Origin of the sequence: Neisseria sicca (genome assembly GCF_017753665.1) — a bacterium.
Lineage (GTDB): Bacteria > Pseudomonadota > Gammaproteobacteria > Burkholderiales > Neisseriaceae > Neisseria > Neisseria flava.
Map to the genome: position 1 here is coordinate 1,070,690 of NZ_CP072524.1, position 25,817 is coordinate 1,096,506.

A 25,817-nucleotide genomic window follows, 5' to 3' on the forward strand; every position below is an offset into this window, starting at 1 on the left:
CAATTATTGTCTTATTTTGCCTGCTTTCATTTTCAGACGACCTATTGCCTTTCAGGTCGTCTGAAAACGCTGTTTTGCCCACTCTATCGCGGCGGAAACGGCAGCTTTTGCCTGCGGACTGTTTTTCCAACAGGTCGAGCCGGTCAGTTTTGCTCCTTGTTCCAAAATGTCTTCCAAATCTGCTGCCGCCAGCGTGGCAACATCATCCAAACCCATTTGCTGCAAACGCTGCAATACGGTTTTGCCTATGCCTTTGACGGCAAGCAGGGATTGGGCTTCTTCATCGGTAAAAGGCATGTTGTCTCCTTTTATTTTGCAGGCGTATCGACTAAATATAAGCCTGCGGCTTATTGCCCTCTCCCTAACCCTCTCCCGCGGGGAGAGGGGATAGATTGGCAGGCAGTCCCAAATTTGGCGGCAACTTCCAAACGATTAAGTTTCTGTGCCCTCACCCTCTTCTTCACGAGAGAAGGCATGTCGTCTCCTTTGATTTTGCAGGCGTATTGACTAAATATAAGCCTACGGCTTATCGCCCTCTCCCTAACCCTCTCCCGCGGGGAGAGGGAATAGATTGGCAGGCAGTCTCAAATTTGGCGACAACTTCAAAAGGATTAAGTTTCCGTGTCCTTACCTTCTTCTTCACGAGAGAGGGAACAAGTCGTCGGTTTTGTTTTTCGGAAAACACTAGGGCTTTCAGAAATCCTACAAACGTCCGCCGACAAAGCGCCAACCGAATCGGGTTATTTGCTTTCCTGACGTTTGCGATAGTCGGCAACAGCCGCTTTTACCGCATCTTCAGCCAAGATGGAGCAGTGGATTTTTACCGGTGGCAGTTCCAATTCTTCGGCGATTTCGCTGTTTTTGATTGCCAGCGCGTCATCCAAGCTTTTGCCTTTGACCCACTCGGTAATCAGGCTGGAAGAAGCGATGGCGGAGCCGCAGCCGTAAGTTTTAAATTTCGCATCTTCGATGATGCCTTCGTCGTTCACTTTGATTTGCAGGCGCATCACGTCGCCGCAAGCAGGCGCGCCGACCATGCCGGTGCCGACAGATTCGTCGTTTTTATCGAAAGTACCGACGTTGCGGGGGTTTTCGTAGTGGTCGATTACTTTATCGCTGTATGCCATGATGTGGTTTCCTTAAAATATCGTGGTTTGTTGATGTTTTAGTCGTCTGAAAAAGACGATTGTTCTAAATTGTCTAAAATTAATCGTGCCAATAAACTGCTATCGGCATGGTATGCCTGAATACAGGCTTGAATCATTTGTTCGGCAGAGATATTTTGCCGATACAATAGATAATGCCTTCTCTGCCGTATTTGCTCATTTTTCCGCCATTCTTTGTTTGATGCCAGCCAAAGCCTCATCCAAACCGATTTTGCCTTCCACCAGACGCTGCATATCATGTATGGTCTCCAGGCTGATGTTCAACTGCTCCATCCGCCATGAGCCGATAATGGAATGCGTCGTTTGCGGCAAATGATGCTGTTCCTGAATTTGTAGGGACATGGGATTGCTTATTTTGCTTACGAACAATATTTCAGACGACCCCTGCCGTCTTTAGATTTTGCACGCGCCGCCTTCGCAGCCGTCGTCGTTTTCCAAATCGACGCCGCCCTCTACGGTAACGCCGTCAAAATCTTCAAGCAGGTTGTCGAGATTATCCAAATCTAAATCTTGTTCGTTCATGGTTTTGTATCCTTGATTTTAATGTGGTGGCTTTTAGGGCGTCTGAAAAGGTCTTTAAGGATTTTCAGACGACCTTTTTTATTTATTAGGTAGGTTTGGTTGTTAAACCCAACATTTCGGGTAGATTGATAGGTTTGTTGGGTTTTCAACCCAACCTACGCTTGCTGAAAACGGATGCTTTAGCTCAAATCAAATACCTGTATCGTCAAAACCGCTTCGGGCGGCAGTGCGCGCAGCAATTCGGGGCGGCGCAGTTCCAACGGACGGTAACCGTATGACTGCGTCAGCACGGTTTCGCCCTTGTCGTCTTCCATAAAAACAGGCGTGGAGTTTCCATGCGACGCATCGCCCTGCGGCGAGATTTTACCGTCTAGCAGCCACGGGGCGACGTGCCGCGCCTGCGTTTGGTACACATCGGGATAGCCGCCTTTGTTCTCGGTCTGCACGGCGCGTCCTTCTTTGCAAAGTTCATCCAGCCAGTCCAAACCGGAAACGCCACACTCCCACGAGGCAATGAGATGTGGCTCTTGCCTGTCTGCATCGCTGAAAACGCTTATCCACCAACCCAGCATAAATTGCTCTTTTCGTGATGGTTTTTTGAGTGCAGGCTGCTTTTAATGCGCCGCCCATTCAATCGAGTTCAAATCAATCCCGTCTTTGAACATTTCCCACAGCGGCGACAGTTCGCGCAGTTTGCCGATTTTGGATTTGATCAGTTCTGCGGCGAATTGCACTTCTTCTTCGGTGGTCATGCGGCCGAAGGTAATGCGCAGGGATGAGTGCGCCAGTTCGTCGTTGCGGCCGAGCGCGCGCAGGACGTAGCTTGGCTCAAGGCTGGCAGAAGTACAGGCGGAGCCGCTGGATACGGCGAGTTCTTTGACCGCCATAATCAGGCTTTCGCCTTCGACGAAGTTGAAGCTGACGTTCAAGTTGTTCGGGGCGCGGTGTTCGAGGTCGCCGTTGATATAGACTTCTTCGATGCCTTCGATGCCTTTGAGGAAGATGTCGCGCAGTTTGCGGTAGTGCGCCATGTCTTGCTCGAGTTCTTCTTTGGCGATGCGGAAGGCTTCGCCCATGCCGACGATTTGATGGGTCGGCAGGGTGCCGCTGCGGAAACCGCGTTCGTGGCCACCGCCGTGCATTTGGGCTTCGAGGCGGACGCGGGGTTTGCGGCGGACGTACAGCGCGCCGATGCCTTTGGGACCGTACACTTTATGACCGGACATGGACAGCAGGTCGATTTTGGCGGCCTCTACGTCAACAGGCACTTTGCCGCAGGCTTGGGCGGCATCGACGTGGAAGATGATTTTGCGTTCGCGGCAGATTGCGCCGATGGCGGGAATGTCTTGCACCACGCCGATTTCGTTGTTCACCCACATTACGGAAATCAGGATGGTGTCGTCGCGGATGGCGGCTTTGAGTTCTTCCAAATCAATCAAACCGTTTTCCTGCACGCCGAGGTAGGTTACTTCAAAGCCTTGGCGTTCGAGTTCGCGCATGGTGTCGAGCACGGCTTTGTGTTCGGTTTTGACGGTGATGAGGTGTTTGCCTTTGGTTTTGTAGAAGTTTGCCGCGCCTTTGATGGCGAGGTTGTCGGACTCGGTTGCGCCGCTGGTGAAGATGATTTCTTTGGGGTCGGCGTTAATCAGCGCGGCGATGTCGGCGCGGGCTTTTTCGACGGCCTCTTCTGCTTCCCAGCCGAATGCGTGGCTGTTGGAAGCGGGGTTGCCGAAGGTTTCGGTCAGATAGGGAATCATTTTTTCGGCAACGCGTTTGTCAACGGGGGTGGTGGCGGCGTAGTCGAGATAAACGGGGGTTTTGACGGTCATGGTTTGCTCTTTCTTTTTCTGTAATGTACTTAATGGATATGTGTAAATTGGATGACTTGGCTGCCGTCATCGCTGTTTTTCTGTTCGATGATGCTTTGCAGGGTAACGCTGCTGAGGTAATCGTTGATGGTTTTGTTCAGGTTTTCCCAAAGGTCGTGCGTCAGGCAGGGCGCGCCGTGGTGGCAGTTGGCTTTGCTGCTGCATTGGGTGGCGTCCAGCTTATCTTCGGCGGCGGAAATGATTTGGGCGATATTGATTTGTGCGGGAGGGGCGGCGAGGATGTAGCCACCGCCGGGGCCGCGCAGGCTTTCGACCAGCCCGGCACGCCGCAGTTTGCTGAATAGTTGTTCGAGATAAGAAAGCGAAATGCTTTGGCGTTCGCTGATGGCGCTGAGTTTGACAGCGCCGGTTTGCGCGTTCATCGCCAAATCGATCATGGCGGTAACGGCAAAACGCCCTTTTGTGGTCAGTCTCATGGTAGTTGCCTGTGTCGGCTTTTTTATAGTGGTGCGATTGTCTAATATCTGAGTGATTCAGTCAAGTATATTCAGACATCTTCCGATTGTTTGTTTAAATGGCTGGGCGAATTGATTTTTATCTCCCTAAAGATTTCTCTTTTTTATCTGAAACTTGAAGCTGAGGTCGTCTGAAAAGTGCTATTACCCTGCTTTTGGCAGGGTTAAAACCATTTGCTTTATAATTGCGATTGATATAGATTATCTAATTCATACTAAATCATTATGGTATTCCAAAAGGTCGTCTGAAAACGCCCTACCCGTTTCAGACGACCCACGCCATAGTATAAGCAACCCCTTAACAGAGGCAATCAACAATGAAACGCGATTTGAGCAAAATGACCTGCATCGAAGACCTGCGCCTTGTCGCCAAGCGCAAGATGCCGCGCATGTTTTACGATTACATCGATTCAGGTTCTTGGACGGAAACCACCTACCGTGAAAACACTTCGGATTTCAAAGACATCCGCTTCCGACAAAAGGTATTGGTCAATATGGAAGGTCGCAGCTTGGAAACCAAAATGATCGGTCAGGATGTGAAGATGCCGGTGGCGATTGCGCCGACGGGCTTTACCGGCATGGCGCACGCCGACGGCGAAATCTTGGCGGCGCGTGCGGCGGAGAAGTTCGGCATTCCGTTTACTTTGTCCACCATGTCCATCTGCTCGATTGAAGACGTTGCCGAAAACACCAGCGCGCCGTTTTGGTTTCAGCTTTATGTGATGCGCGACCGCGAGTTTATGGAAAACCTGATTAAGCGCGCGAAAGATGCCAAATGTTCGGCGTTGGTTTTGACCGCCGACTTGCAGGTTTTGGGGCAACGCCACAAAGACATCAAAAACGGTCTGTCCGCTCCGCCGAAACCAACCATCGCCAATTTAATCAATCTGGCAACTAAACCCGAATGGTGCATGAAAATGCTGAACACGGAACGCCGCACGTTCCGCAACATCGTCGGACACGCCAAAAACGTCGGCGATTTGTCTTCGCTGTCTTCTTGGACGTCCGAACAATTCGACCCGCGCCTGAGCTGGGACGACGTCGCACGCATTAAAGATTTGTGGGGCGGCAAGCTGATTATCAAAGGCATTATGGAACCTGAAGATGCGGAAAAAGCAGCGAAAAGCGGCGCGGACGCATTGGTCGTTTCTAACCACGGCGGCCGCCAGCTCGACGATACCGTATCCTCGATCAAAGCCTTGCCCGACATCGTCAGCGCAGTCGGCAGCGACATCGAAGTGTGGATGGACAGCGGCATCCGCAGCGGTCAGGACATCCTCAAAGCATGGGCTTTGGGCGCAAAAGGCACGATGATAGGCCGCGCGTTCCTCTACGGCTTGGGCGCATACGGCGAAGAAGGCGTTACCCGCGCGCTGGAAATCCTGTATAAGGAAATGGACGTCTCCATGGCGTTCACAGGCCATCGCAATATTCAAGACGTTGACGCAAGCATTCTGCAAAGCACACGCTGGCCGAATGACAAATTCTGATTGCTTTTAAACACCAAACCGGCGGTTAAACAGATATCGCCGGTTTGGTGTTTTGAGTTTGCAGAAGATAAGGTTTTCAGACGACCTTAATTGGGTTTCTCCTAAACTGACCGGTCGTCTGAAAGTTCTTACGCAATGCGTTGGCGCATTTGCTCGAAAAGGCATACAGTCGCCGCCATGGCGACGTTTAACGACTCGGTCTGTCCCAGCATCGGGATTCTGACGCTGCCATCGACTTTTTCCAAAATTTCCCGACTCACGCCGCTGCCTTCATTGCCGAAAACCCAAGCGCAAGGAGCGTTTAAATCCAGTTGGTACAAATCGGAAGGGTTGCGCCCGTCCAAAGCGGTCGCCCATATTTTGTCCTGATAAGTATCCAGCCATTGCAGTAGGGAAACGCGGCTGTATATATCCAGCAGAAAATGCGCCCCCATACCCGCACGCAATACCTTAGGCGACCAAATATCGACGCAGTCATTACCCAACACAATCTGCTTGACGCCCGAAGCTGCCGCACTGCGTAAAACCGTACCGACATTACCGGGGTCTTGCAGTCTATCCAACACCACGCAGTCGCCGCTTAAAGGCAAATCCCGTTGCGGCGGAATCCCTATCCAAGTCATCACATCATCAGCATCGTTCAGACTGGTAATTTTAGACAAGGCTTCGTTTCCGACCCAAGTAATACCATCTTCGTCCAAGCTGCTGATTAAATTTCGGATTTCAGGATGCGTGTTTTTACTTTCGGGCAAATACACTTGTTTGGGCGTGTACCCCGCCTCTAAATAGACCTGCGAAAGATGCACGCCTTCCAACACGGTTTGTCCATATTCCCGGCGTGCTTTAGATTGTGTCAGCAGCTTGGACAAATGCTTGAGCTGCTCGTTTTGCGCGGAGGTAATTGATTTCATGTGGCGCATTATATAGCGGATTCAAATAAAAAGGATACAGAAAGGCAGCCGCACGATACCGTTCGACTTTTTTCAAACCGTTTTTTCAGACGACCTCAAGATGCATCCGTTCAAAAATAAAACCCCTGCCCGAATAGCTCGGGAAGGGATTTCTCTACTTGATGGAAATCTGTATCTCTATGCAGTTTAATGAACGGCGGAGTCCTGTTGAACCTGCATTTCAGTTCGAACCGTAGTCTGACTCACACCTTTATCATTCTTTGCAGATTCAGGCATTACCACAGCGTCCGAAGCATTTTTCGCTGTCGGATTGGCGGCTACGGGTACGATATTTTCCTGCTGGTTTTTGGTTTCAACGGCTTTTTCCGCAACCATGCCTGCAGATTCGCCCTTCACTTGCGGACCGAATTGCCATACGGCGACGGCAACCGCTGCCACGCTGGCGGCGACGGCGAAGGATTTGAAGAAGGAACTGTTCGCAGCCTGTACTTCCTTAACAACAGGCATCACAGCGGCAACTTCGGCTTCATGACGCTGTTTGTGTTCTTCGCTGATTTCCGCAAGCGTAGCGGTAAATGCCGCGCTTTGCATGAAATCCGCATCACGCCCCGTACCTGCTTTATAGCGCATGCAATCGCCAATCAGATGGTACTCGTACCACGCTTCGGCAGCGGCATCGTCGGACAACAGACGATCAAGCATCTCTTCAGATACATCGTCGTTATCCATCAACATGGAGATATATTCGTGTGTTGTGTTCATAGTTATTACCATTATTATTACCACCTTTGATTTTCAGAAGTTTCCAGCAAAGGCCTCAAATCTTTTGCTATCACTTCCCGCGCCCTAAAAATACGGGAACGGACCGTCCCTATCGGGCAATCCATAATCGTGGCTATTTCCTCGTAAGACAAACCGTCCATTTCCCGCAAGGTAATGGCTTTGCGTAAGTCCTCGGGCAAATGCGAAATCGTTGATTCGACTGTTTGCAGGATTTCCCGATTGATCATCTCAGCTTCCGGCGTATGATAATCCGCAATCTGATCCGATAAATCCAAAATATCCCCGTCTTCATTGGCAGCCTCTGCACTGACGAACGGCAGCTTTCCTGATGTTACTAAGAAATTTTTGGCAGTATTGATAGCAATCCGATACAGCCAAGTATAAAACGCGCTCTCGCTACGAAAATTCGGCAAGGCACGGTAAGCCCTGATCATTGCCTCTTGAGCCACATCGTTGACTTCGTGTTCGTCTTTGACAAAACGGGAAATCAATCTAATGAGCCGACGCTGATATTTGGACATCAGCATCTCGAATGCTTTTTGTTCGCCTTTCTGCGCGCGCTCTACCAAGACCTGATCAATCTGGCGATCATTCATATTTTACCTTTTTATAATAACTGCATTATAAGCTATAAAGTAGTAAAGCGTGCTGTGCCAGTTAAAGACAGCTATTGCCGCATTTAGTTCCATTTATATCTCAAAAATTTTCCATAAACCGGTAAAAAACCGTCAATCCCTTGAAAATCGTGGCTTACCGTAAGGTTAACAATAGCAATGCAGTTTCCGTCAGTATTTGTGATAATCGGCCAGCATTTTCTGACGAACGGTACAATATGGTTTTCCTGCAACACTTTCTTAACGTTTTTATACAAAAAACCTACATTCATCATATCATCACTGCCCGCCGTCCGAATGATTCCTTCTTCTTCCAAGACCGATTCCGGCAATCCGTTGCGGTGCGGCACCAGAAAAAAGCCGTTTTCTTGGAGAATATCTTTCAGACGGCCTCTGACTTCTTTTCCCTTTATCCAATCCACGTCTGCGAACTGGTTTTGTTTCAATATGAATAAAAAATCCCGGTATAAACATACCGATGTTTCGCCGAACTGCCATTGTGCAGTTTCTGCTTCCAACAGTATCCGCGCGAAATCCGCCAGCTTTCTCGGAGAACTTTCCACAATCTCATTCTCTTTAAAAAACCGCCAAAGAATCCGGCTGCGGCGCGCTTCGCTGAATGTCTGCCAGCGGCTGACTTGGAAGCGTCCGCTCTCACAAACCATTTGATAATCTGCATCGACAACTTCGTCCAAAATCGCCAAATCGGTTTGCAAAGAACGAATGTTGGAACAAACATGACGGTCAAAATTCGGAATGCGCTCCCGCCAAACCGGCAACGCCTCGTAACGCATCCAATTTCTTAAAAAAGCTGTATCCGCGTTACTTTCATCTTCGATGTTCGGCAGGTTGCAGACAGCAGCGTAGTTTTCCAATTCTTTTCGGGAAAACGTCAGCAGCGGCCGCCAAATTTGCGTTTCCTCATCCAGCTTGCGCCATTGCGGCATAGCGGCAAGTGCTTTAATGCCGCCGCCGCGAACCGCCGCGAGCATGAATGTTTCAATTTGGTCATCCTGATGGTGCGCCAACGCGATGATGCCGGAGGGGTCGTCTGAAAACGCCTGATAACGCGCTTTCCGTGCAGCGGCTTCGATTCCCAAGCCGTCTTTTTTAACTTCAACTTTTACGCTTCTGAACGGCACATTCCATTCTTGGCATAAGCGTGTGCAAAACCCCAGCCAGTCATCCGCATTGCGGCTCAATCCGTGATGAACGTGCAAAGCGTGTACATTCAAACCAAGCTCTTCCCGCAAACACGCCAGCATATGCAGCAACACCACCGAATCCAAACCGCCGCTCAATCCGGCCGTTACCGTACAACCATCAGGAAGCGAACGCGCCGAAAGACGCAAGGTTTCCAACAAACTGCGGCATTGGGGCGGAAGGTTTTCAGGCGACGTCGGGTTCATATGGCGTAATCTATGCTGTCGGCAAGGCAAGTTCTTAGAAATGAAAAAGCAGGCAGGGGGGAGCTTCTGCCTGCTTTTCTACACATTAATTGTTTACTTATCCGTAAACTTACCGTAAGCCATAATCCGGTCGAAACGGCGCGCCAGCAAGTCCGCCATCGGCATATTTTGCGCCTCGTGCAACTCGGTTTCCAACACCGTTTTGACGTTTTTCATGGTCGTTTCAAAATCACGGTGCGCCCCGCCCAAAGGCTCGTTGATCACGCTATCGATCAAATCCAACTCTTGCAGGCGTTTGGCGGTAATGCCCAAGGCTTGCGCGGCATCTGCCGCTTTTTCGGCGGTTTTCCACAGAATGGACGCGCACCCTTCCGGAGAGATAACCGAGTAAGTCGAATATTGCAGCATATTGACGTAATCGCCGACCGCAATCGCCAGCGCGCCGCCGGAACCGCCCTCGCCGATAATGGTACACAAAACCGGCACACGCAGGCGGGTCAATTCGTACAGGTTGCGTCCGATGGCTTCGGACTGACCGCGCTCTTCCGCGCCGATGCCCGGATACGCGCCCGGCGTATCGACAAAAGTCATCACGGGAATATTGAATTTCTCGGCAGTCTGCATCAGGCGCAACGCTTTACGGTAGCCTTCAGGGCGCGGCATACCGAAATTGCGGCGGATTTTTTCTTTGGTATCGCGGCCTTTTTGATGGCCGATAACCATCACGCTTTGTCCGTTGAAGCGCGCCAAACCGCCGACGATGGCATGGTCGTCTGAATAATGGCGGTCGCCGTGCAACTCTTCAAAATCGGTGAAAATGGCTTGGATGTAATCTAAGGTGTAAGGACGTTGGGGATGACGTGAAACCTGCGAAATCTGAGCGGGCGTCAGCTTGTTGAAAATCGATTTGGTCAAGTCGTTGCTTTTCTTCTGCAATCTGGCGATTTCATCAGAAATATCGACGGCGGATTCGCCCTGCACAAAGCGCAACTCTTCGATTTTATTGGTTAATTCGGCGATGGGTTGTTCAAAATCCAAAAAAACTGGTTTCATAGGGTGAAGCTCTCGGTAGGGACGCTGCCGCTATCATACGCCAATCAGGCATATTTGGCAGCATTTCTCATTGAGGATATGCCGTGCAAGACGGCAGATAATCGGGCGGATGCCTTTTCAGACGACCTTTTACAACGATATAGTATATCTGCACTAAACAAATGAAGTGCCGTATCTTATGATAAACTTCCATTCAGTTCAATCATTTCAAACAGGCTATGAAAAACGACCACGACAATACGGCGATGCGGCTAGACAAATGGCTTTGGGCTGCGCGCTTTTTCAAAACCCGCGCGCTGGCTCAAAAACATATCGAATTGGGCAGGGTTCAGGTCAACGGCACCAAAGTCAAAAACAGCAAAAACATCAGCGCGGGCGACATCATCGACCTGACGCTCAATTCGCTGCCTTACAAAATCAAAGTATTGGCACTCAACCACCAGCGCCGCCCCGCCCCCGAAGCGCGTCAGCTTTACGAAGAAGACATGAAAACCGCCGCCGAACGCGAAGCGCAAAAACAGCTCGACCAAGCAAGCCGCATCAGCGCGGCGTATCCCGACGGCAGGCCGACCAAACGCGACCGCCGCCAACTCGACCGCATGAAGCGCGACAGCTGGTAGGATTCGGAGTTTGTCTTGGTGGAATCGTACTTTTCAGACGACCTTTATCAGGAAACAGGTACAGGTCGTCTGAAATCTTATCCGAACTAAAACAGGCAGGTTTTCCCTGCCTGTTTTTTCGTTTCTACAAAACCTTTATCCAAACGGCTTAGAATTTGTATTCCACCTGACCGCGCAAGACGTTGACGTCTTGTCTGCTTGAGCCGGCAGTCGGGGTAACTTGTTTGCCCGCCAAGTAAAAGCCTGACACTTTCCAGTTTTTCCAAGGAACGTAGGTCGCGCCGACTTGTACGCCTTGTACGTTTTTACTGTAGTCTTGTACGGAAGATACGCCCGAAAGCGCACCGACGTGGCGGTAATTCAGGAAGGCGTCGTAGGAATTGCGGACTTTCCAGTCGGCAAGTTTATAGCGGACTTCGGTGAACACGCCGTCGTTTTTGATTTTTTGCCCTGCGTCGTTATAGGCTTTGATGTTGGACTTGCTGACTGCCGCCATCCAACGCCAATCGTCGTTGAATTTGACATCTGCGCCGATTTCGCCGAAGACGGCGTTTTTCTTCGCGCCGCGCACGTCTATGTCTTTCATGTAGCTGACGGTTGCGCCGACGTTGATGTTTTCGTTAATCGGCAGGCTGCTTTGAATGGCGGCGAAGTGTTTGCGGCGGCCGCCTATGCCCCATACGTTGTCGTTGAGGCTGCCGGTGCGGCGGCCTGCGTAAATTTTGGTGGGCAGGGTTTTGTTGTCAAAGAAGATTTCGCCGCCGGTTACTTCGGTATCCCAGACACGTCCGTAGGAGGAAAATGCGCCGAATTTACCGACGCGGGCTTTGATGCCTTCGGTAATCGAGCCTTCGGCATACAGTTTGTTCACGGGAACATCATGGTCGCCGTTGAATTTGCCGGTTTTCAAGTCGATGTTGGGTTCGATTTGGGTTACCAGTTTCCAGTCTTTATAAAGTTTGGCGCGCAACCAGAATTCGGCGTTGAAATTGGTATTGGAGGCGTCGGGCGTGGGATTGGTGCTGCTGTTGTTGGCATTGATGTCTTTGGTGTCGGCGCGGACGCGGAATGTTCCGTTTACGGTCAGCAAATCGTTGAAAATGCTGATTTTATCTTCGTCTTTGCGGATGACGCTGCCCGAATTGACGTAATCGCTCGTCGTTGCCAATGCGGCGGCATCGCGCTCTACGCTAGCGGTTTCTGCAAATGCGGTGGGTAATGCCGCCAAGGCAGTGCATACAACGGCAAAGTTTTTTTGGATGTTCATGCCAATCTCCGATTGAAGGGTAAAAGGTATTTTTAACAAAAATTCCTAATCAATATTTGTTAGAAATTTACTAATTTTTGTAATCGAACGGCTGTAATCCTATGAAAGACGGCACAAACCGTCAAGAAGATTTAGAGTATTATGCTTATTTCCAAACTGATTTTGACGCATATCAATAGAGAAAGGTCGTCTGAAAACTTCCGGCAGCATCCGTTTCGTTTTCAGACGACCTTTAGGGTTTGATTCAAGCTTTCGGCACGAACATCGCGTCCAAGATGTCGCCCAATGCCGTGCGGCGGGTTTTGCGGGTCTCCACCGCCATCCGCCATTGTTCTTCATTTCCCCAAAAAACGAAGCGTTCCCGCGCGCGGGTGATGGCGGTGTAGAGCAGCGCGTTGTTCAAGCCTGACAGCGTGTCATCCCCGCCCTGCTCTATTTTTCTTGATGGCGGTAGCAGCCACACTTCCCGGTATTCCGAACCTTGGCTTTTATGCACGGTCATGGCGAACGCGGACTCAAACTGTGGCAGGCGGCTGATGGCAATTTTTTTGAAGCCGTCCGCATTCGGGAAATACGCCGCCAAACCATTTGCCGATTCCGCGTCGGGCATAATCAGCCCGATGTCGCCGTTGAACACTTCCAGCGTATAGTCGTTGCGCGCAATCATGATGATTTGTCCCGCGAACCACGGCGTATCCGCGCCCGCCCGATGTTTGCGTTGCAGATAACGGCAATACTCTTCGTTGAACGCCTCCGCGTCCTGCCGCCATGCCGCCAAAACGACCACATCCGCCGCGTGTCCGAACGCCAGCGCCACATCGTTTTTATCGACTGCCTGCCAGTATTTTTCGTGTTTACGGTAAAGCAGCTCCGCCTGCTGTTTCAGACGACCTTCGCGGATTTCCAACTCATCGGGGAACAAGGCAAACTGCGCCCAACCTTCCCCGCTCTTACCCGACACAACCGACCTCGCCAAGCAACCGATGCCGCTATTTGCGCCGAAACGGTGGCTGACCGTCAGTTGCGCGACGTTTTGCGACAAAACCGGCGGATTTTCCTCCACGGGGAAACCGTGTTCAGGCAGATAAATGCTCAGCTGATCCGCCGTCTCCTTATCCAAAACCGTCCGTCTCGACAACGCCGCCAATACCGCGCCGACACCGACCGAAGGCAGTTGGAACTCGTCGCCCAAAAAAATCACGCGGCAGCCCGACGGAATCGCACGCAGCAAGTGAAGCAGCAGGGAAACATCCAACATCGAAGCCTCATCCACCACCAACACATCCAAAGGCAGCGGGCGGTTGCCGTCAAACGCAGGCAGCATTTGCGGCGGGCGCAGCTTCAAAAGGCGGTGGACCGTCTGCCCTTCCAGAGCGGACAAATGATTGCGCACCACATCCGGCATCTCGAAACCGTCCACCGCCCGATGCAGCGCGCGCGCCATATGCGCCGCAGCCTTGCCCGTCGGCGCGGCCAGAGCGATACGCGGCAGGCGCGTGGCAGAGTTGGTACAAATCAGCCCCAAAAGTTTCGCCACCGTCGTCGTCTTTCCCGTACCCGGCCCGCCCGTAATCAGCATAAACGCCTGAAGCAGGGCAAGCCCCGCCGCATCCCGCTGCCCTGCGCTGCCTTTGTCGGCAAACCAGCCGGACAAGTTTTGCGACGCGCTCATCCAATCCACAGGCTCGACTTCCGCTTCTGCCAAACGCTTGATTTCAGCCACCAAATCATGCTCGAGCTGCCACATCCGCCCCAAAAACAACTTTCTGCCCTGCAACACCAACGGCGACGTGCCCTGCCCGACCGTCGGCGCCAATCCCGCCAATTCGTCCGCCTCGCCCTCATCCAGCCACACAAACGAGTGCCCGTTCTGCAAAGCCGCAAACAGCCGCAACACATAAGGCGTCAGCACCGCAGCATGCTCCGGTACGCAACGCTCCAGCAAATGCCCGGCCGCTTGAGCGGCGGCAAGGTTCAAATCATCGGCGGTATTCTCAGCCATTTTCGTTTCCCGTATTGAAAAAAGGTCGTCTGAAAATGGACATCCGGTTTTCAGACGACCTGTATTATATCGGACAAAACAAAAATTTCCGCGACGGCAGCCTGTCAGGACGGTTTACTTCCAGCGCAATCCCAAGGTCGTCTGAAAGCCCGGCAACAGTCCCGCTCCATTTGCGGATATAATCGCCCTTCCCTGTTTTCAGACGACCCCTGCCATGCTCAGCTACCGCCACGCCTTCCATGCCGGCAACCACGCCGATATGCTCAAACATTTCACCCTCTTCCTTACGCTGGAATATTTCAACCTCAAAGACAAACCGTATTGGTATATCGACACCCACAGCGGCGCGGGTTTGTATGATTTGCGCGGAGAGCAGGCGCAGAAGGTCGGAGAATACCGGCAGGGGATTGCACGGCTGCTTCAAGCAGATGCGCTGCCTTCGGATTTGTCCGACTTTACCGGTCGTCTGAAAGAAATCCTGCCCGATGAAAACCTCTACTGCGGCTCGCCCTGGCTTGCCCGCTTTCTCACCCGCGACTGCGACAAACTTCGCCTATTCGAGCTTCATCCTGCCGATTTTGCGCATTTGCAAAACAACATGAAAGAAGCCCGCCTGGGCAAACGCGGGCAAATCGCGCAAGCCGACGGCTATCGCGGACTGATTTCGCTGCTTCCCCCTCCGCCGCGCCGCGCCGTGGTACTGATCGACCCACCCTATGAGGAAAAACAGGATTACCGCCGCGTCGTCCAAACCCTGCAAGACGCGCTCAAACGTTTCGAGTCGGGCTGTTATCTGGTTTGGTATCCCTGCTTGAGCCGCGAAGAGAGCCGCAAGCTGCCGGAACAGTTGAAAAAACTCATGCCCGAAAATTACCTTCAAGCCGAGCTTTATGTCCACAAACCGCGCGAAGACGGGTTCGGTATGCACGGCAGCGGGATGTTCGTCCTCAATCCGCCCTATCTGCTGGCAAAAAAATTGGCGGATACGCTGCCCAAGCTGACGGAAATTCTGGCTCAAGATGATGCGGCGCGTTTCGTTTTAGACTATCAAATCAAATAAACCGGCAAAGGTCGTCTGAAAACTGGAAAACAGTTTTCAGACGACCTTCCCCTATCGTTTTCCGCTAAAATACCCGTCTCTTTTTCCTTCTTGACCGTCTTCAATGTCCCAGCGCAAAATCATCCATATCGACATGGACGCGTTCTACGCATCGGTGGAACTGCGCGAGCAGCCGCATTTGAAAGGGCTGCCCGTGGTCGTCGCGTGGGAGGGCGCGCGTTCGGTGATTTGCGCCGCATCGTATGAGGCGCGGCAGTTCGGGCTGCATTCCGCGATGTCGGTGGCGACAGCGAAAAGGCTGTGTCCGCAAGCGGTGTATGTGCCGCCGCATTTCGATTTGTACCGTCAGGTTTCCGCGCAGATTCACGCCGTATTCAGGCGCTATACTGATTTAATCGAACCCCTGTCGCTGGACGAAGCCTATCTTGACGTTACCCATAATTTCAAAAACATCCCTTACGCCAGCGAAGTTGCCAAAGAAATCCGCGCCGCCATTTTTGCGGAAACCGGCCTGACCGCTTCCGCAGGCATCGCGCCGAACAAATTTCTAGCGAAAATCGCGTCGGACTGGCGCAAGCCGAACGGGCAATTCGTCCTGCCGCCGCACAAGGTCATGGCTTTTTTGGAAACCCTGCCTTTGGGCAAAATCCCCGGCGTGGGCAAGGTAACGCTGAAAAAAATGCAGTCGCTGGGCATGCAGACAGCAGGCGATTTGCGCCGTTTCGAGCGCGGCGAACTTTTAAACCATTTCGGACGTTACGGCTACCGCCTTTACGATTTGGCGCGCGGTACGGACGAACGCCCCGTCAAAGCCGAACGCGAACGCCTCCAAATCTCCACCGAAATCACCCTGCCCGAAGACCTGTCGCTCGAACAAGTCGCCGGACACCTGCCCCACCTTGCCGAAGACCTGTGGCGGCAAATCGAGCGAAAAAACGTCGAAGCCAAAGGTGTAACCCTCAAGCTGAAAACCCATGATTTCCGCATCATCACCCGCTCCCTGACCTACTCTTCCGTCCTTCCCGACACCGACGCCCTGCTTTGCGCCGCGCAAACCCTGATGCAGCGCGTGCCGCCCCAGCGCGAAGACGCCTTCCGCCTGATCGGCATAGGCGTGAACCACCTCGTGCCGAAAGACCAGCAGCAATCGCTTTGGTTATAAAGAAATAGAAAAGCATTCTTTCCCCTTCACGCGAGACCGCCCGACAATAATGTTCCGAACAAACTTTCAGACGACCCCTTTTTGCCGCAAGAGAGGTCGTCTGAAAACAAAAATCAAGGAACAGCCAACCATGTCCCTCTTCCGTCCCCAGCTTTGGACTATACCGACGACAGGCGAAGCCGAACGGCGCCGGCTGCCCGAGTTGGTCGCCACGCTCGAAACCCGCCTCAAACACATCGCCCGCCGCTATCCGCAAGCCGTTTTCGCCTCCAGCCTTGCCGTCGAAGACATGATCGTTACCGACGCCATCTGCCGCCTGAAACTCCCCCTGCGCATCATTACCCTCGACACCGGCAAGCTCAATCCCGAAACCGCCGCCCTGATTACCGCCGTCAACGTCCGCTACCAAACCGAGCTGGAAGTCTTCCACCCCAATCCCGACAGCGCGCGGCAGTTTGAACAGGAATTCGGCGCAACCGCCATGTACGACAGCGTCGAGCTGCGCCGCCGTTGCTGTCACATCCGCAAAATCGAGCCGCTCAACCGCGCCCTGAAAAACGCCCCCGCCTGGCTGACCGGTCAACGCCGCAGCCAATCGGCAACCCGCAGCGAATTGGATTTCGAAGAAACCGACCACAGCCGCAACATCGCCAAGTTCAACCCCATTTTCGACTGGGAAGAAAACGACGTCTGGGCATACGCGCAAGCCTACGACGTTCCGCTCAACGCCCTGTATTTCCAAGGCTACCCGAGCATAGGCTGTGAACCTTGCACCCGCCCCGTCAAAGCAGACGAAGACATCCGCGCCGGACGCTGGTGGTGGGAAAGCAAGGACAGCAAAGAATGCGGGCTGCACAAATAACCCTTGTCAGGCAAGGCAAAAAGGTCGTCTGAAAAACCAAATTCAGTTTTTTTCAGACGACCTTTTTCATGAGGTGGCATTCCTTAAATTTTTCAAGTGTGAAAAACGGAAGTTTTCTATTTTAAATTATTATCCATTCCTAAAACGACAATATCGTTTTTAAAAAAATGAATTCGCTTTAACTTCATAGCCTTAAATTAATTAGCAAAAGAAGGCTTGACCTAATGATTTAATATGGCTATGGTTTAATAAAAAATAACAATATTCCACATACGCACCGCAATGCTTTTTTCCCTCCTCCTTACAGAAAGGATATTGCAATGCCCTGCTTGATCCGTACGTTGCCTCGTCTGACTGTCTTCCTGCTGTCCACCTTCGCAGCATTCTCTGCCGCCGCACACGGCAGCCACACCCATTGGGGTTACACCGGACACGACTCCCCCGAAAGCTGGGGCGAGCTTTCTGAAGAGTTCCGTTTATGCTCCACAGGCAAAAACCAATCTCCCGTCAACATTACCGAAACCGTCTCAGGCAGACTGCCCGCCATCAAAGTCAATTACAAACCGAGCGCCGTTAACGTGGAAAACAACGGCCACACCATCCAAGTCAACTACCCGGAAGGTGGCAATACCCTCAGCGTAAATGGTCGCACCTACACCCTGAAACAATTCCATTTCCATGTACCCAGTGAAAACCAAATCAAAGGCCGCACCTTCCCGATGGAAGCCCACTTCGTCCACTTGGACGAAAACCGCCAGCCTTTGGTATTGGCAGTATTGTACGAACCTGGCAAAACCAACGACCGCCTCGCACCTATATGGAACGTGATGCCGATGAAGGAAGGAAAGGTAAACCTCGACAAAGCTTTCGACGCCGGCACCCTGCTGCCGAAACGGTTGAAATACTACCGCTTCGCCGGTTCGCTGACCACACCGCCGTGCAGCGAAGGCGTATCGTGGCTAGTGCTGAAAACCTACGACCACATCGATCAGGCGCAGGCAGAAAAATTCACCCGCGCCGTCGGCTCGCATAACAACCGCCCCGTCCAGCCGCTTAACGCGCGTGTTGTCATCGAATAAACAGTAAAGCCGTAAACGAAAAGGTCGTCTGAAAACCTAAATTTGGTTTTTCAGACGACTTTTTTCGCTCTTCATCACAATGTTTCCGGAACAAAGTCATCGGCTTGGGTTTCAACTCAAGCCGATTTCGCCAGCAGCTCCGCTCAAAAATACCCCGCCTTTTTACGCTCTTCCATCGCCGCTTCCGACACGCGGTCGTCCATGCGCGTGGCGCTGCGTTCGGAAATGGTGGCTGCTGCGGTTTCTGCGATGATGTCTTCGGGCGTGGCGGCGGTGCTGGCTACGGGGCAGGTGCAGGAAATGTCGCCGACGGTACGGAAGCGCACGTCGCGGATTTGGGAAACTTCGCCTTCGCGTTTCGGCGTCAGCGGGGTAACAGGAACGAGCAGCCCGCCCCGTTCGACGACTTCGCGTTTGTGGCTGTAATAAATCGGCGACAGCGCGAGCTTTTCGCGGGCGATGTATTGCCAGATGTCGAGTTCCGTCCAGTTGGAGATGGGGAACACGCGCATGTTTTCGCCGCTAAAGAGCCGCGTATTGTAGAGCGACCAGAGTTCGGGACGCTGGCTTTTCGGGTCCCATTGTCCGAATTCGTCGCGGAACGAAAATATCCGCTCCTTCGCCCGCGCTTTTTCCTCATCGCGCCGCGCGCCGCCCATCAGTGCGTCAAAGCCTTGTTCTTCAATGGTTTCCACCAGCGTAACCGCCTGCGCGGCGTTGCGTGAATCGGATTCGCGGCGCAGGACGACCGTGCCTTTTTTGATGGAATCTTCGACGCTGCCGACCACCAGCTGTACGCCCGTGCGCGCCACGGTTTCATCGCGGAACTGAATCACTTCGGGGTAGTTATGTCCCGTATCGACGTGCAGCAGCTTGAACGGCAGCTTGAGCGGGCGGCCTTCGAGCTTGAACGCTTTGACCGCCAGCGCCAGCAAAACGACGGAATCCTTGCCGCCGGAAAACAGCAGCGCGGGATTTTTCGCTTCGGCGACGACTTCGCGGATGATGTAGATGGATTCGGCTTCGAGCCAGTCTAAGTGGTGGTTTTGAATAGACATATTGTTCTCTTTAGCAAAACTCGGATAGGCGGTACTCTAAAGAGGTCGTCTGAAAAACGGAAAGAATGGTTTGTTTGAAGCAAAGATGATTTCGTTATATTGGCGGGATCGTCTGAAAAGGGATTGCCGTTTTCAGACGACCTTTTTGCTGCGTGGCAACGGAAGCGGCGCATATAACCAAACTCGATAAGATAAGCAAAAACCATTCTTTCCGCCGAAGCCTGCGGGATTTTAAGATGGGCGGCACGATAGCTTAATAAGAGAACACGCCATGAACCATTATCCCCTGTTTGCCGATTTGAACGGCCGCCCCGTCCTGCTGGCGGGTGCGGGCAAAGTGGCGGAACGCAAAGCCGAAAGCCTGTTGCAGGCAGGGGCTGCGGTCAGGGTTGTCGCCCGCGAACTCAATCCCGTTTTCCAAAAATGGGCGGACGAAGGCAAAATCGAATGGCTGGGCAGCGAATTTTACGACGACGATTTGGACGACGTATTTTTCGCCGTCGCCGCCACCGACGATTACGCCTTCAACCGCCGCATTTTCCAAGCGGCGGAGCGGCGGGCTAAACTCTGCAACACCGTCGATACCGCGGATTTGTGTTCCTTCACCGTCCCCGCCGTCATCGACCGCAGCCCGCTCAAAATCGCCGTCTCCAGCGGCGCGACCGCCCCTGTTTTGGCGCGTAAGTGGCGGCAAATCATCGAAACGCTCATCCCGCTGCACACCGGTCAAATGGCGGCGCTCGCAGGCAAATGGCGCAACGCGGTCAAAGCCAACATCACAGGCACGACAAACCGCCGCCGCTTTTGGGAAAACCTGTTCGACAGCCGTTTTAACGCGCTCGCCGCACAGGGCAATCTTGATGCCGCCGAAGCAGAGCTTGCCGCGCAGCTTGACGGTTTCGGCGCGGCAAAAGGCGAAGTCGTCCTGGTCGGCGCAGGTCCCGGCGACGCAGGGCTGCTCACCTTGCACGCTTTGCAGGCGATACAGGCGGCAGATGTCGTGTTCCACGATGCCTTAGTTTCAGACGACGTCTTAAGCATGGTGCGCAAAGACGCGGACAAAATCAGCGTCGGCAAACGCGCAGGCTCGCACCACGTTCAACAAGAAGAAACCAACCGCCTCCTTGTCGAATACGCCCGCCAAGGTCTGCGCGTCGTCCGGCTCAAAGGCGGCGACCCCTTCGTTTTCGGGCGCGGCGGCGAAGAAGCCCAAGTTTTGCGGCAAGCAAACATCCCGTACCGCATCATCCCCGGCATCACCGCCGCACTGGGCGCGACCGCCTACGCAGGCATCCCCCTGACACACCGCGACTGCGCCCAAAGCGCGCTCTTCGTGACCGGACACAGCAAACACGACGGCCACCAGCCCGACTGGCGCACGCTCGCCCTCGACAACCAAACCCTGGTCGTCTATATGGGCACGCTCAAAGCCGCCGAAACCGCCGAAAAACTGATGGCGCACGGACGCAGCGGCGACACACCCGTCGCCATCGTCTCCAACGGCACGCTTCCGCACCAAAGCGTCGTGACGGGTCGTCTGAAAAACCTGTCCGAGCTGGCAGAAAACGCCCCGCGTCCCGCGTTGATTGTTATCGGCGAAGTCGTTTCCCTACGCGACGAATTGAAATGGTTTCAAGAAAATCCCGCGCAAAGCCGCCTTCACACGATGCACGAACAAGCCGCCTGAAGCGTTGTTCCAAATTATTTAAATAAACAAAAGGTCGTCTGAAAAACCAAATCCGGTTTTCAGACGACCTTATTCAAATCCTGATTATTTGCCTGAAGCCTTTTGCAACAAAGCGTACAACTCGTCTTTCAGCTTCAATTTGGCTTTTTTCAGCTCTTCAATCTCATCAGCACCGCTGGTAACAGGATTATTGACCAAACCTGTAATCTTATCGTCTAACTCATTATGCTCGTCAAACAGACGGGCGAAGTGGGCGTCTTCTTGTTTTAATTTGGAAATTAAATCGCGATATTCTGGAAACATTTTGTTTTCCTCTTTCGTTAATATGAATAAAACGGCGCAATGCCAAGAAAAGTATGTAACTGCCAGTAGTTTTATTATAACAAAGCTGCCATTTTTATCCAGCCCCTTGCCAATCAAACCCTGCATTGCATCAAATTTATCCGGCAGCCCGAAGCTGGAAAAATCCGATTTAATCAGAATAGAACAAATCCGATTTCAATCGTCTGAAAGACAGAGATTTGATGGATTAACGATTTCCTATTCCACAGATGATTTTTCAGACATAACCATCAAAAAGCAGATGGTTACAGGCGGTTTAAATCAGGAAAGCACCGTCTGGTCGACATATGGTTAGCTGAAGATGGCTGGGCCTGCGCCTCTACATCTGCTCCCTCGGCTACAGGTTTCAACACGCAGTCGCCTGAAGGCGGCTAGCAAAATCAATCGCCAGTACGGTAGAGGTCGTCTGTTTCAACACACAACCACCTGAAAGCGGCTGGATCTGTCCGTCCTGATGGGGTGTCAGAGCGAGCGTGGTTTCAACACACAGCCGCCCGAAGGCAGCTGGGGTCTGCCGTGTACAGGGTGCGCCACCTTCGCCTTGTTTCAACACACAGCCGCCTGAAGGCGGCTGGGTTGCAGGTTTAGCCATAACGGTTGAGCTATACGGTGTTTCAACACACAGCCGCCTGAAGGCGGCTGGGTATACACAGACATAGTGTTCGAAATGCTTTTTAAGTTTCAACACACAGCCGCCTGAAGGCGGCTGGGTGCCTTTATCTTCTTCCTTGCTCAAACTTACAGTTTCAACACACAGCCGCCTGAAGGCGGCTGGACGGTTGCGAAAACATATATTACAAAGGTTATGCGGTTTCAACACACAGCCGCCTGAAGGCGGCTGGTTGGTTTTTACAAAATCCTGATATTTTTCATCAGTTTCAACACACAGCCGCCTGAAGGCGGCTGGCTTTATCCCTGAACACTTTCAAGATGTATGCTTTTGGGTTTCAACACACAGCCGCCTGAAGGCGGCTGGCGGACGACTAATGATTTGCTGGATGTTTCATGGTAGTTTCAACACACAGCCGCCTGAAGGCGGCTGGCCGTCAACGGTGGCGAATGATGGGCGGGTGATCCGGTTTCAACACACAGCCGCCCGAAGGCGGCTGGTCATCAAGCGAACCGTCATTCTTTACAATCGGCTGTTTCAACACACAGCCGCCCGAAGGCGGCTGGGACAAAGCCGATGAAACGCCTGCTGATGATGCTGTTTCAACACACAGCCGCCCGAAGGCGGCTGGCAGCGGACGAGCTGGCAAAAGCGCAAGACGCGCTGTTTCAACACACAGCCGCCCGAAGGCGGCTGGCAAGCCCGAACAGTCTGTCTTTTGGAGCGACGAAGTTTCAACACACAGCCGCCCGAAGGCGGCTGGGACTAAACAGCCGCCTTTAAAGGACGTTTACGATGTTTCAACACACAGCCGCCCGAAGGCGGCTGGGCTGTTGATTCCTCACTCCCCGAATGTTGATTTTGTTTCAACACACAGCCGCCCGAAGGCGGCTGGGACCGCTGACGAAATCCGCGCCGAACTGGGCAAGTTTCAACACACAGCCGCCCGAAGGCGGCTGGGCAAGTGTTCATCAATTTCATGATGTTTTCCTTTACGTTTCAACACACAGCCGCCCGAAGGCGGCTGGGTCCGCTTTGGTCATAATGTAAATTAAAGGGCAGGTTTCAACACACAGCCGCCCGAAGGCGGCTGGTACAGCTACATCATGCCTGCCGTCATCTTTGGAAGTTTCAACACACAGCCGCCCGAAGGCGGCTGGTGGCCGTAATCAATGTTACGTCTATGGTATCTTTGGTTTCAACACACAGCCGCCCGAAGGCGGCTGGGATATGACGAAATCGTTTGCAACTTCGATACTCTCGTTTCAACACACAGCCGCCCGAAGGCGGCTGGGCACGAAGTCTTCAGGTTTGAGGTTTTGCCCCTGTTTCAACACACAGCCGCCCGAAGGCGGCTGGGTATCAACGAAAAAAGAGGCGAGCTTCTTAGAGAGTTTCAACACACAGCCGCCCGAAGGCGGCTGGTTTCTTTCAACACGGAAACAGAAAAAGACCTATTAGTTTCAACACACAGCCGCCCGAAGGCGGCTGGACGGCTATTTACGGGTGATTGTGGGATATAAAGGGTTTCAACACACAGCCGCCCGAAGGCGGCTGGAGCCCTATATTCACCGTGATACTGCCGATACTTGGTTTCAACACACAGCCGCCCGAAGGCGGCTGGTTAAGGTCGTCTGAAAACAGGTTTAAACAGGATTTAAGTTTCAACACACAGCCGCCCGAAGGCGGCTGGTTTCATATGATTTCTGCCCGAATCAAATCCTTGCGGTTTCAACACACAGCCGCCCGAAGGCGGCTGGCCGATTCCAACGGTTTGTATATCGTAATAAACCCGTTTCAACACACAGCCGCCCGAAGGCGGCTGGCAATGCTTTGGCAGGATTATTTAACAGATAGAAAGGTTTCAACACACAGCCGCCCGAAGGCGGCTGGGACGACAAGCCGAAAGAGGATGATAAGCCCAAAGTTTCAACACACAGCCGCCCGAAGGCGGCTGGACTTTCTTGCTTGTGCATAAACAGGCAGCAGGCAAGTTTCAACACACAGCCGCCCGAAGGCGGCTGGTAACGTTATTTTTAGGGAACAATCGCCAACGGGGTTTCAACACACAGCCGCCCGAAGGCGGCTGGTTTTTTGTTGCCCGTCGTTTAAGGGGTACTGCTATGTTTCAACACACAGCCGCCCGAAGGCGGCTGGACCAAAGCTATTAGCAAGGCAGAAGATAACGGCGTTTCAACACACAGCCGCCCGAAGGCGGCTGGAGCGACAACCCGCTATACCGCACCGAAACCATCGTTTCAACACACAGCCGCCCGAAGGCGGCTGGAGACCGTCAGCCGTTGACGGCTTACAACGATACGGTTTCAACACACAGCCGCCCGAAGGCGGCTGGATTCGGGCTTGGGCGACGTCCTCGAACTCAAAGCAGTTTCAACACACAGCCGCCCGAAGGCGGCTGGCTGTTTCATCCTCGCCGTATTCGGCGCGTAAGGTATGTTTCAACACACAGCCGCCCGAAGGCGGCTGGTCCTGATACCGAATACGAGCACCAATAAGACTATGTTTCAACACACAGCCGCCCGAAGGCGGCTGGTCGGTTTTTTGTTTCAAAGTCGGATTACGGATAGGGTTTCAACACACAGCCGCCCGAAGGCGGCTGGTTCCTGAACCCAAGCCAGAATTTCCATTCCAAGATGTTTCAACACACAGCCGCCCGAAGGCGGCTGGTATCCGGGTTGCAACAAGCGTCAGGATACCTGCAAGTTTCAACACACAGCCGCCCGAAGGCGGCTGGCTCAATGAGTACAAGCGGAAAGGCGTGTAATGCTGTTTCAACACACAGCCGCCCGAAGGCGGCTGGTTCCAAACCCTGCTTAACGGGGTATCGGCTGCTGTCGTTTCAACACACAGCCGCCCGAAGGCGGCTGGCAGTACCAAGCGTAGGCAACCGCGCCGCGAACGGCTGGTTTCAACACACAGCCGCCCGAAGGCGGCTGGGTCCGCCCATGTATGCTCTTTGTCAGGCGACTGGTTTCAACACACAGCCGCCCGAAGGCGGCTGGGATTTGATTCACGTTCATTTAAAGCTCCCAAAAATGTTTCAACACACAGCCGCCCGAAGGCGGCTGGCACGGTCGTCCCTGTTTTGGCAGAGGATATGACGTTTCAACACACAGCCGCCCGAAGGCGGCTGGGTCCAAACGTCAGGCGATCCGCCCGCGCCCATCATGTTTCAACACACAGCCGCCCGAAGGCGGCTGGAGTACCATCACGTTACCGATGTTGACCTGCGCGGCGTTTCAACACACAGCCGCCCGAAGGCGGCTGGTTTTCACTGCTTCGATGCGTTTGGCTTTCTCTTGGTTTCAACACACAGCCGCCCGAAGGCGGCTGGCTAGGAGCGTCTAGGATTGCGTTTAGAGGGCAGGGGTTTCAACACACAGCCGCCCGAAGGCGGCTGGATCCTGAATAACCGGGACGTGGCAGCCGATAACTAGTTTCAACACACAGCCGCCCGAAGGCGGCTGGAAGGGGTTATCTGCGTGTGATAGTGGGCTATAAAGGTTTCAACACACAGCCGCCCGAAGGCGGCTGGGCTCGGAGGCAACATTACCAAAGCCGAACTGATACAAGTTTCAACACACAGCCGCCCGAAGGCGGCTGGCCCCCGTCCGAATTACAGAGATTGAAGAAGACGAAGTTTCAACACACAGCCGCCCGAAGGCGGCTGGCGGGATATCCTTTGCCATATCAGCAAAATGCAGGTTTCAACACACAGCCGCCCGAAGGCGGCTGGATACTACACACATCGAAGC

General features: G+C 53.0%; 25 protein-coding genes and 1 CRISPR repeat array (1 of these 26 cut by a window edge). Of the genes, 8 read left to right on the forward strand and 17 right to left on the reverse strand.

What is annotated here, in order from left to right; translation table 11 throughout:
* Positions 1–51: 51 nt before the first annotated feature.
* The 7 genes from J7445_RS05025 to iscR form a co-directional block, all read right to left on the reverse strand.
* A complete protein-coding gene (locus J7445_RS05025; protein WP_003742348.1) occupies positions 52–297 on the reverse strand; it encodes a recombinase RecA in 246 nt (81 codons plus the stop codon).
* Between the two features lie 443 nt (positions 298–740).
* On the reverse strand, positions 741–1,127 hold the full coding sequence (gene iscU, locus J7445_RS05030; protein WP_070492570.1) for a Fe-S cluster assembly scaffold IscU: 387 nt from the start codon (positions 1,125–1,127) through the stop codon (positions 741–743).
* 195 nt (positions 1,128–1,322) lie between these two features.
* Positions 1,323–1,508, reverse strand: a complete 186-nt coding sequence (locus tag J7445_RS05035) for an antitoxin VbhA family protein (RefSeq protein ID WP_070492571.1) — start codon at positions 1,506–1,508, stop codon at positions 1,323–1,325.
* A 51-nt stretch (positions 1,509–1,559) separates the two neighbouring features.
* Positions 1,560–1,688, reverse strand: coding sequence for a hypothetical protein (locus tag J7445_RS12350; RefSeq protein ID WP_049229053.1), 129 nt, complete (start codon positions 1,686–1,688; stop codon positions 1,560–1,562).
* 179 nt (positions 1,689–1,867) lie between these two features.
* Positions 1,868–2,260: a hypothetical protein gene (locus J7445_RS05045; protein WP_070539862.1), complete on the reverse strand. Its 393-nt coding sequence runs from the start codon at positions 2,258–2,260 to the stop codon at positions 1,868–1,870.
* A 42-nt stretch (positions 2,261–2,302) separates the two neighbouring features.
* Positions 2,303–3,517 carry an IscS subfamily cysteine desulfurase gene (locus J7445_RS05050; RefSeq protein ID WP_209283240.1) on the reverse strand — a complete coding sequence of 405 codons (1,215 nt, stop codon included), beginning with the start codon at positions 3,515–3,517 and terminating at the stop codon, positions 2,303–2,305.
* A 29-nt stretch (positions 3,518–3,546) separates the two neighbouring features.
* A complete protein-coding gene (gene iscR, locus J7445_RS05055; RefSeq protein ID WP_003757728.1) occupies positions 3,547–3,993 on the reverse strand; it encodes a Fe-S cluster assembly transcriptional regulator IscR in 447 nt (148 codons plus the stop codon).
* Between the two features lie 356 nt (positions 3,994–4,349).
* Between iscR and J7445_RS05060 the strand changes: the two genes are divergently transcribed.
* Positions 4,350–5,522, forward strand: a complete 1,173-nt coding sequence (locus J7445_RS05060; RefSeq protein ID WP_019271256.1) for an alpha-hydroxy acid oxidase — start codon at positions 4,350–4,352, stop codon at positions 5,520–5,522.
* A 128-nt stretch (positions 5,523–5,650) separates the two neighbouring features.
* On the opposite strand, the gene J7445_RS05065 is transcribed toward J7445_RS05060, so the two are convergent.
* From J7445_RS05065 to J7445_RS05085, 5 genes are all read right to left on the reverse strand, one after another.
* Positions 5,651–6,433 carry a TrmH family RNA methyltransferase gene (locus J7445_RS05065; protein WP_101810662.1) on the reverse strand — a complete coding sequence of 261 codons (783 nt, stop codon included), beginning with the start codon at positions 6,431–6,433 and terminating at the stop codon, positions 5,651–5,653.
* A gap of 186 nt (positions 6,434–6,619) precedes the next feature.
* A complete protein-coding gene (locus J7445_RS05070) occupies positions 6,620–7,195 on the reverse strand; it encodes a sigma-E factor negative regulatory protein (RefSeq protein WP_244969524.1) in 576 nt (191 codons plus the stop codon).
* A 17-nt stretch (positions 7,196–7,212) separates the two neighbouring features.
* Complete coding sequence (gene rpoE / locus J7445_RS05075; RefSeq protein ID WP_019271253.1) at positions 7,213–7,812, reverse strand: RNA polymerase sigma factor RpoE; 600 nt, start codon at positions 7,810–7,812, stop codon at positions 7,213–7,215.
* A gap of 83 nt (positions 7,813–7,895) precedes the next feature.
* Positions 7,896–9,239, reverse strand: a complete 1,344-nt coding sequence (gene tilS / locus J7445_RS05080) for a tRNA lysidine(34) synthetase TilS (RefSeq protein ID WP_209283241.1) — start codon at positions 9,237–9,239, stop codon at positions 7,896–7,898.
* 93 nt (positions 9,240–9,332) lie between these two features.
* Positions 9,333–10,292 carry an acetyl-CoA carboxylase carboxyltransferase subunit alpha gene (locus J7445_RS05085; RefSeq protein ID WP_039410222.1) on the reverse strand — a complete coding sequence of 320 codons (960 nt, stop codon included), beginning with the start codon at positions 10,290–10,292 and terminating at the stop codon, positions 9,333–9,335.
* A gap of 218 nt (positions 10,293–10,510) precedes the next feature.
* On the opposite strand from J7445_RS05085, the gene J7445_RS05090 reads away from it, so the two are divergent.
* Positions 10,511–10,912: an RNA-binding S4 domain-containing protein gene (locus tag J7445_RS05090; protein ID WP_019271250.1), complete on the forward strand. Its 402-nt coding sequence runs from the start codon at positions 10,511–10,513 to the stop codon at positions 10,910–10,912.
* A gap of 148 nt (positions 10,913–11,060) precedes the next feature.
* Here J7445_RS05090 and J7445_RS05095 read toward each other — a convergent pair whose 3' ends face one another.
* The 3 genes from J7445_RS05095 to J7445_RS05105 all read right to left on the reverse strand — a co-directional run bounded on the left by J7445_RS05095 (position 11,061) and on the right by J7445_RS05105 (position 14,452).
* Positions 11,061–12,179, reverse strand: coding sequence for a hypothetical protein (locus tag J7445_RS05095; protein WP_209283242.1), 1,119 nt, complete (start codon positions 12,177–12,179; stop codon positions 11,061–11,063).
* A gap of 244 nt (positions 12,180–12,423) precedes the next feature.
* Complete coding sequence (gene recD / locus J7445_RS05100; RefSeq protein ID WP_209283243.1) at positions 12,424–14,181, reverse strand: exodeoxyribonuclease V subunit alpha; 1,758 nt, start codon at positions 14,179–14,181, stop codon at positions 12,424–12,426.
* A gap of 64 nt (positions 14,182–14,245) precedes the next feature.
* Entirely contained in the window at positions 14,246–14,452 is a 207-nt protein-coding gene (locus J7445_RS05105; RefSeq protein ID WP_141743156.1) for a hypothetical protein, read from the reverse strand.
* Between J7445_RS05105 and J7445_RS05110 the strand changes: the two genes are divergently transcribed.
* The 4 genes from J7445_RS05110 to cah all read left to right on the forward strand — a co-directional run bounded on the left by J7445_RS05110 (position 14,396) and on the right by cah (position 18,344).
* Positions 14,396–15,241 (forward strand): 23S rRNA (adenine(2030)-N(6))-methyltransferase RlmJ, encoded by an 846-nt coding sequence (locus J7445_RS05110; RefSeq protein WP_209283244.1) that lies wholly within the window; start codon positions 14,396–14,398, stop codon positions 15,239–15,241. The genes J7445_RS05105 and J7445_RS05110 overlap by 57 nt on opposite strands.
* A gap of 103 nt (positions 15,242–15,344) precedes the next feature.
* Entirely contained in the window at positions 15,345–16,403 is a 1,059-nt protein-coding gene (gene dinB, locus J7445_RS05115) for a DNA polymerase IV (RefSeq protein WP_209283245.1), read from the forward strand.
* 130 nt (positions 16,404–16,533) lie between these two features.
* Complete coding sequence (locus J7445_RS05120; RefSeq protein WP_209283246.1) at positions 16,534–17,265, forward strand: phosphoadenylyl-sulfate reductase; 732 nt, start codon at positions 16,534–16,536, stop codon at positions 17,263–17,265.
* A gap of 320 nt (positions 17,266–17,585) precedes the next feature.
* Positions 17,586–18,344: a carbonic anhydrase gene (gene cah, locus J7445_RS05125; protein ID WP_209283247.1), complete on the forward strand. Its 759-nt coding sequence runs from the start codon at positions 17,586–17,588 to the stop codon at positions 18,342–18,344.
* A gap of 143 nt (positions 18,345–18,487) precedes the next feature.
* Here the strand turns inward: cah and cysD are convergent, their stop codons facing one another.
* Entirely contained in the window at positions 18,488–19,402 is a 915-nt protein-coding gene (gene cysD, locus J7445_RS05130) for a sulfate adenylyltransferase subunit CysD (protein ID WP_209283248.1), read from the reverse strand.
* A 271-nt stretch (positions 19,403–19,673) separates the two neighbouring features.
* Here cysD and cysG point away from each other — a divergent pair, with 271 nt between their 5' ends.
* Positions 19,674–21,089, forward strand: a complete 1,416-nt coding sequence (gene cysG, locus J7445_RS05135) for a siroheme synthase CysG (protein WP_209283249.1) — start codon at positions 19,674–19,676, stop codon at positions 21,087–21,089.
* An 84-nt stretch (positions 21,090–21,173) separates the two neighbouring features.
* Here cysG and J7445_RS05140 read toward each other — a convergent pair whose 3' ends face one another.
* Complete coding sequence (locus J7445_RS05140) at positions 21,174–21,392, reverse strand: HP1242/YdcH family protein (protein WP_029609831.1); 219 nt, start codon at positions 21,390–21,392, stop codon at positions 21,174–21,176.
* 1 nt (position 21,393) lies between these two features.
* Between J7445_RS05140 and J7445_RS05145 the strand changes: the two genes are divergently transcribed.
* A complete protein-coding gene (locus J7445_RS05145) occupies positions 21,394–21,726 on the forward strand; it encodes a hypothetical protein (protein WP_209283382.1) in 333 nt (110 codons plus the stop codon).
* A 48-nt stretch (positions 21,727–21,774) separates the two neighbouring features.
* A CRISPR array of direct repeats spans positions 21,775–25,817; the repeat unit is 32 nt; unit sequence GTTTCAACACACAGCCGCCCGAAGGCGGCTGG (it continues 47 nt past the right edge of the window).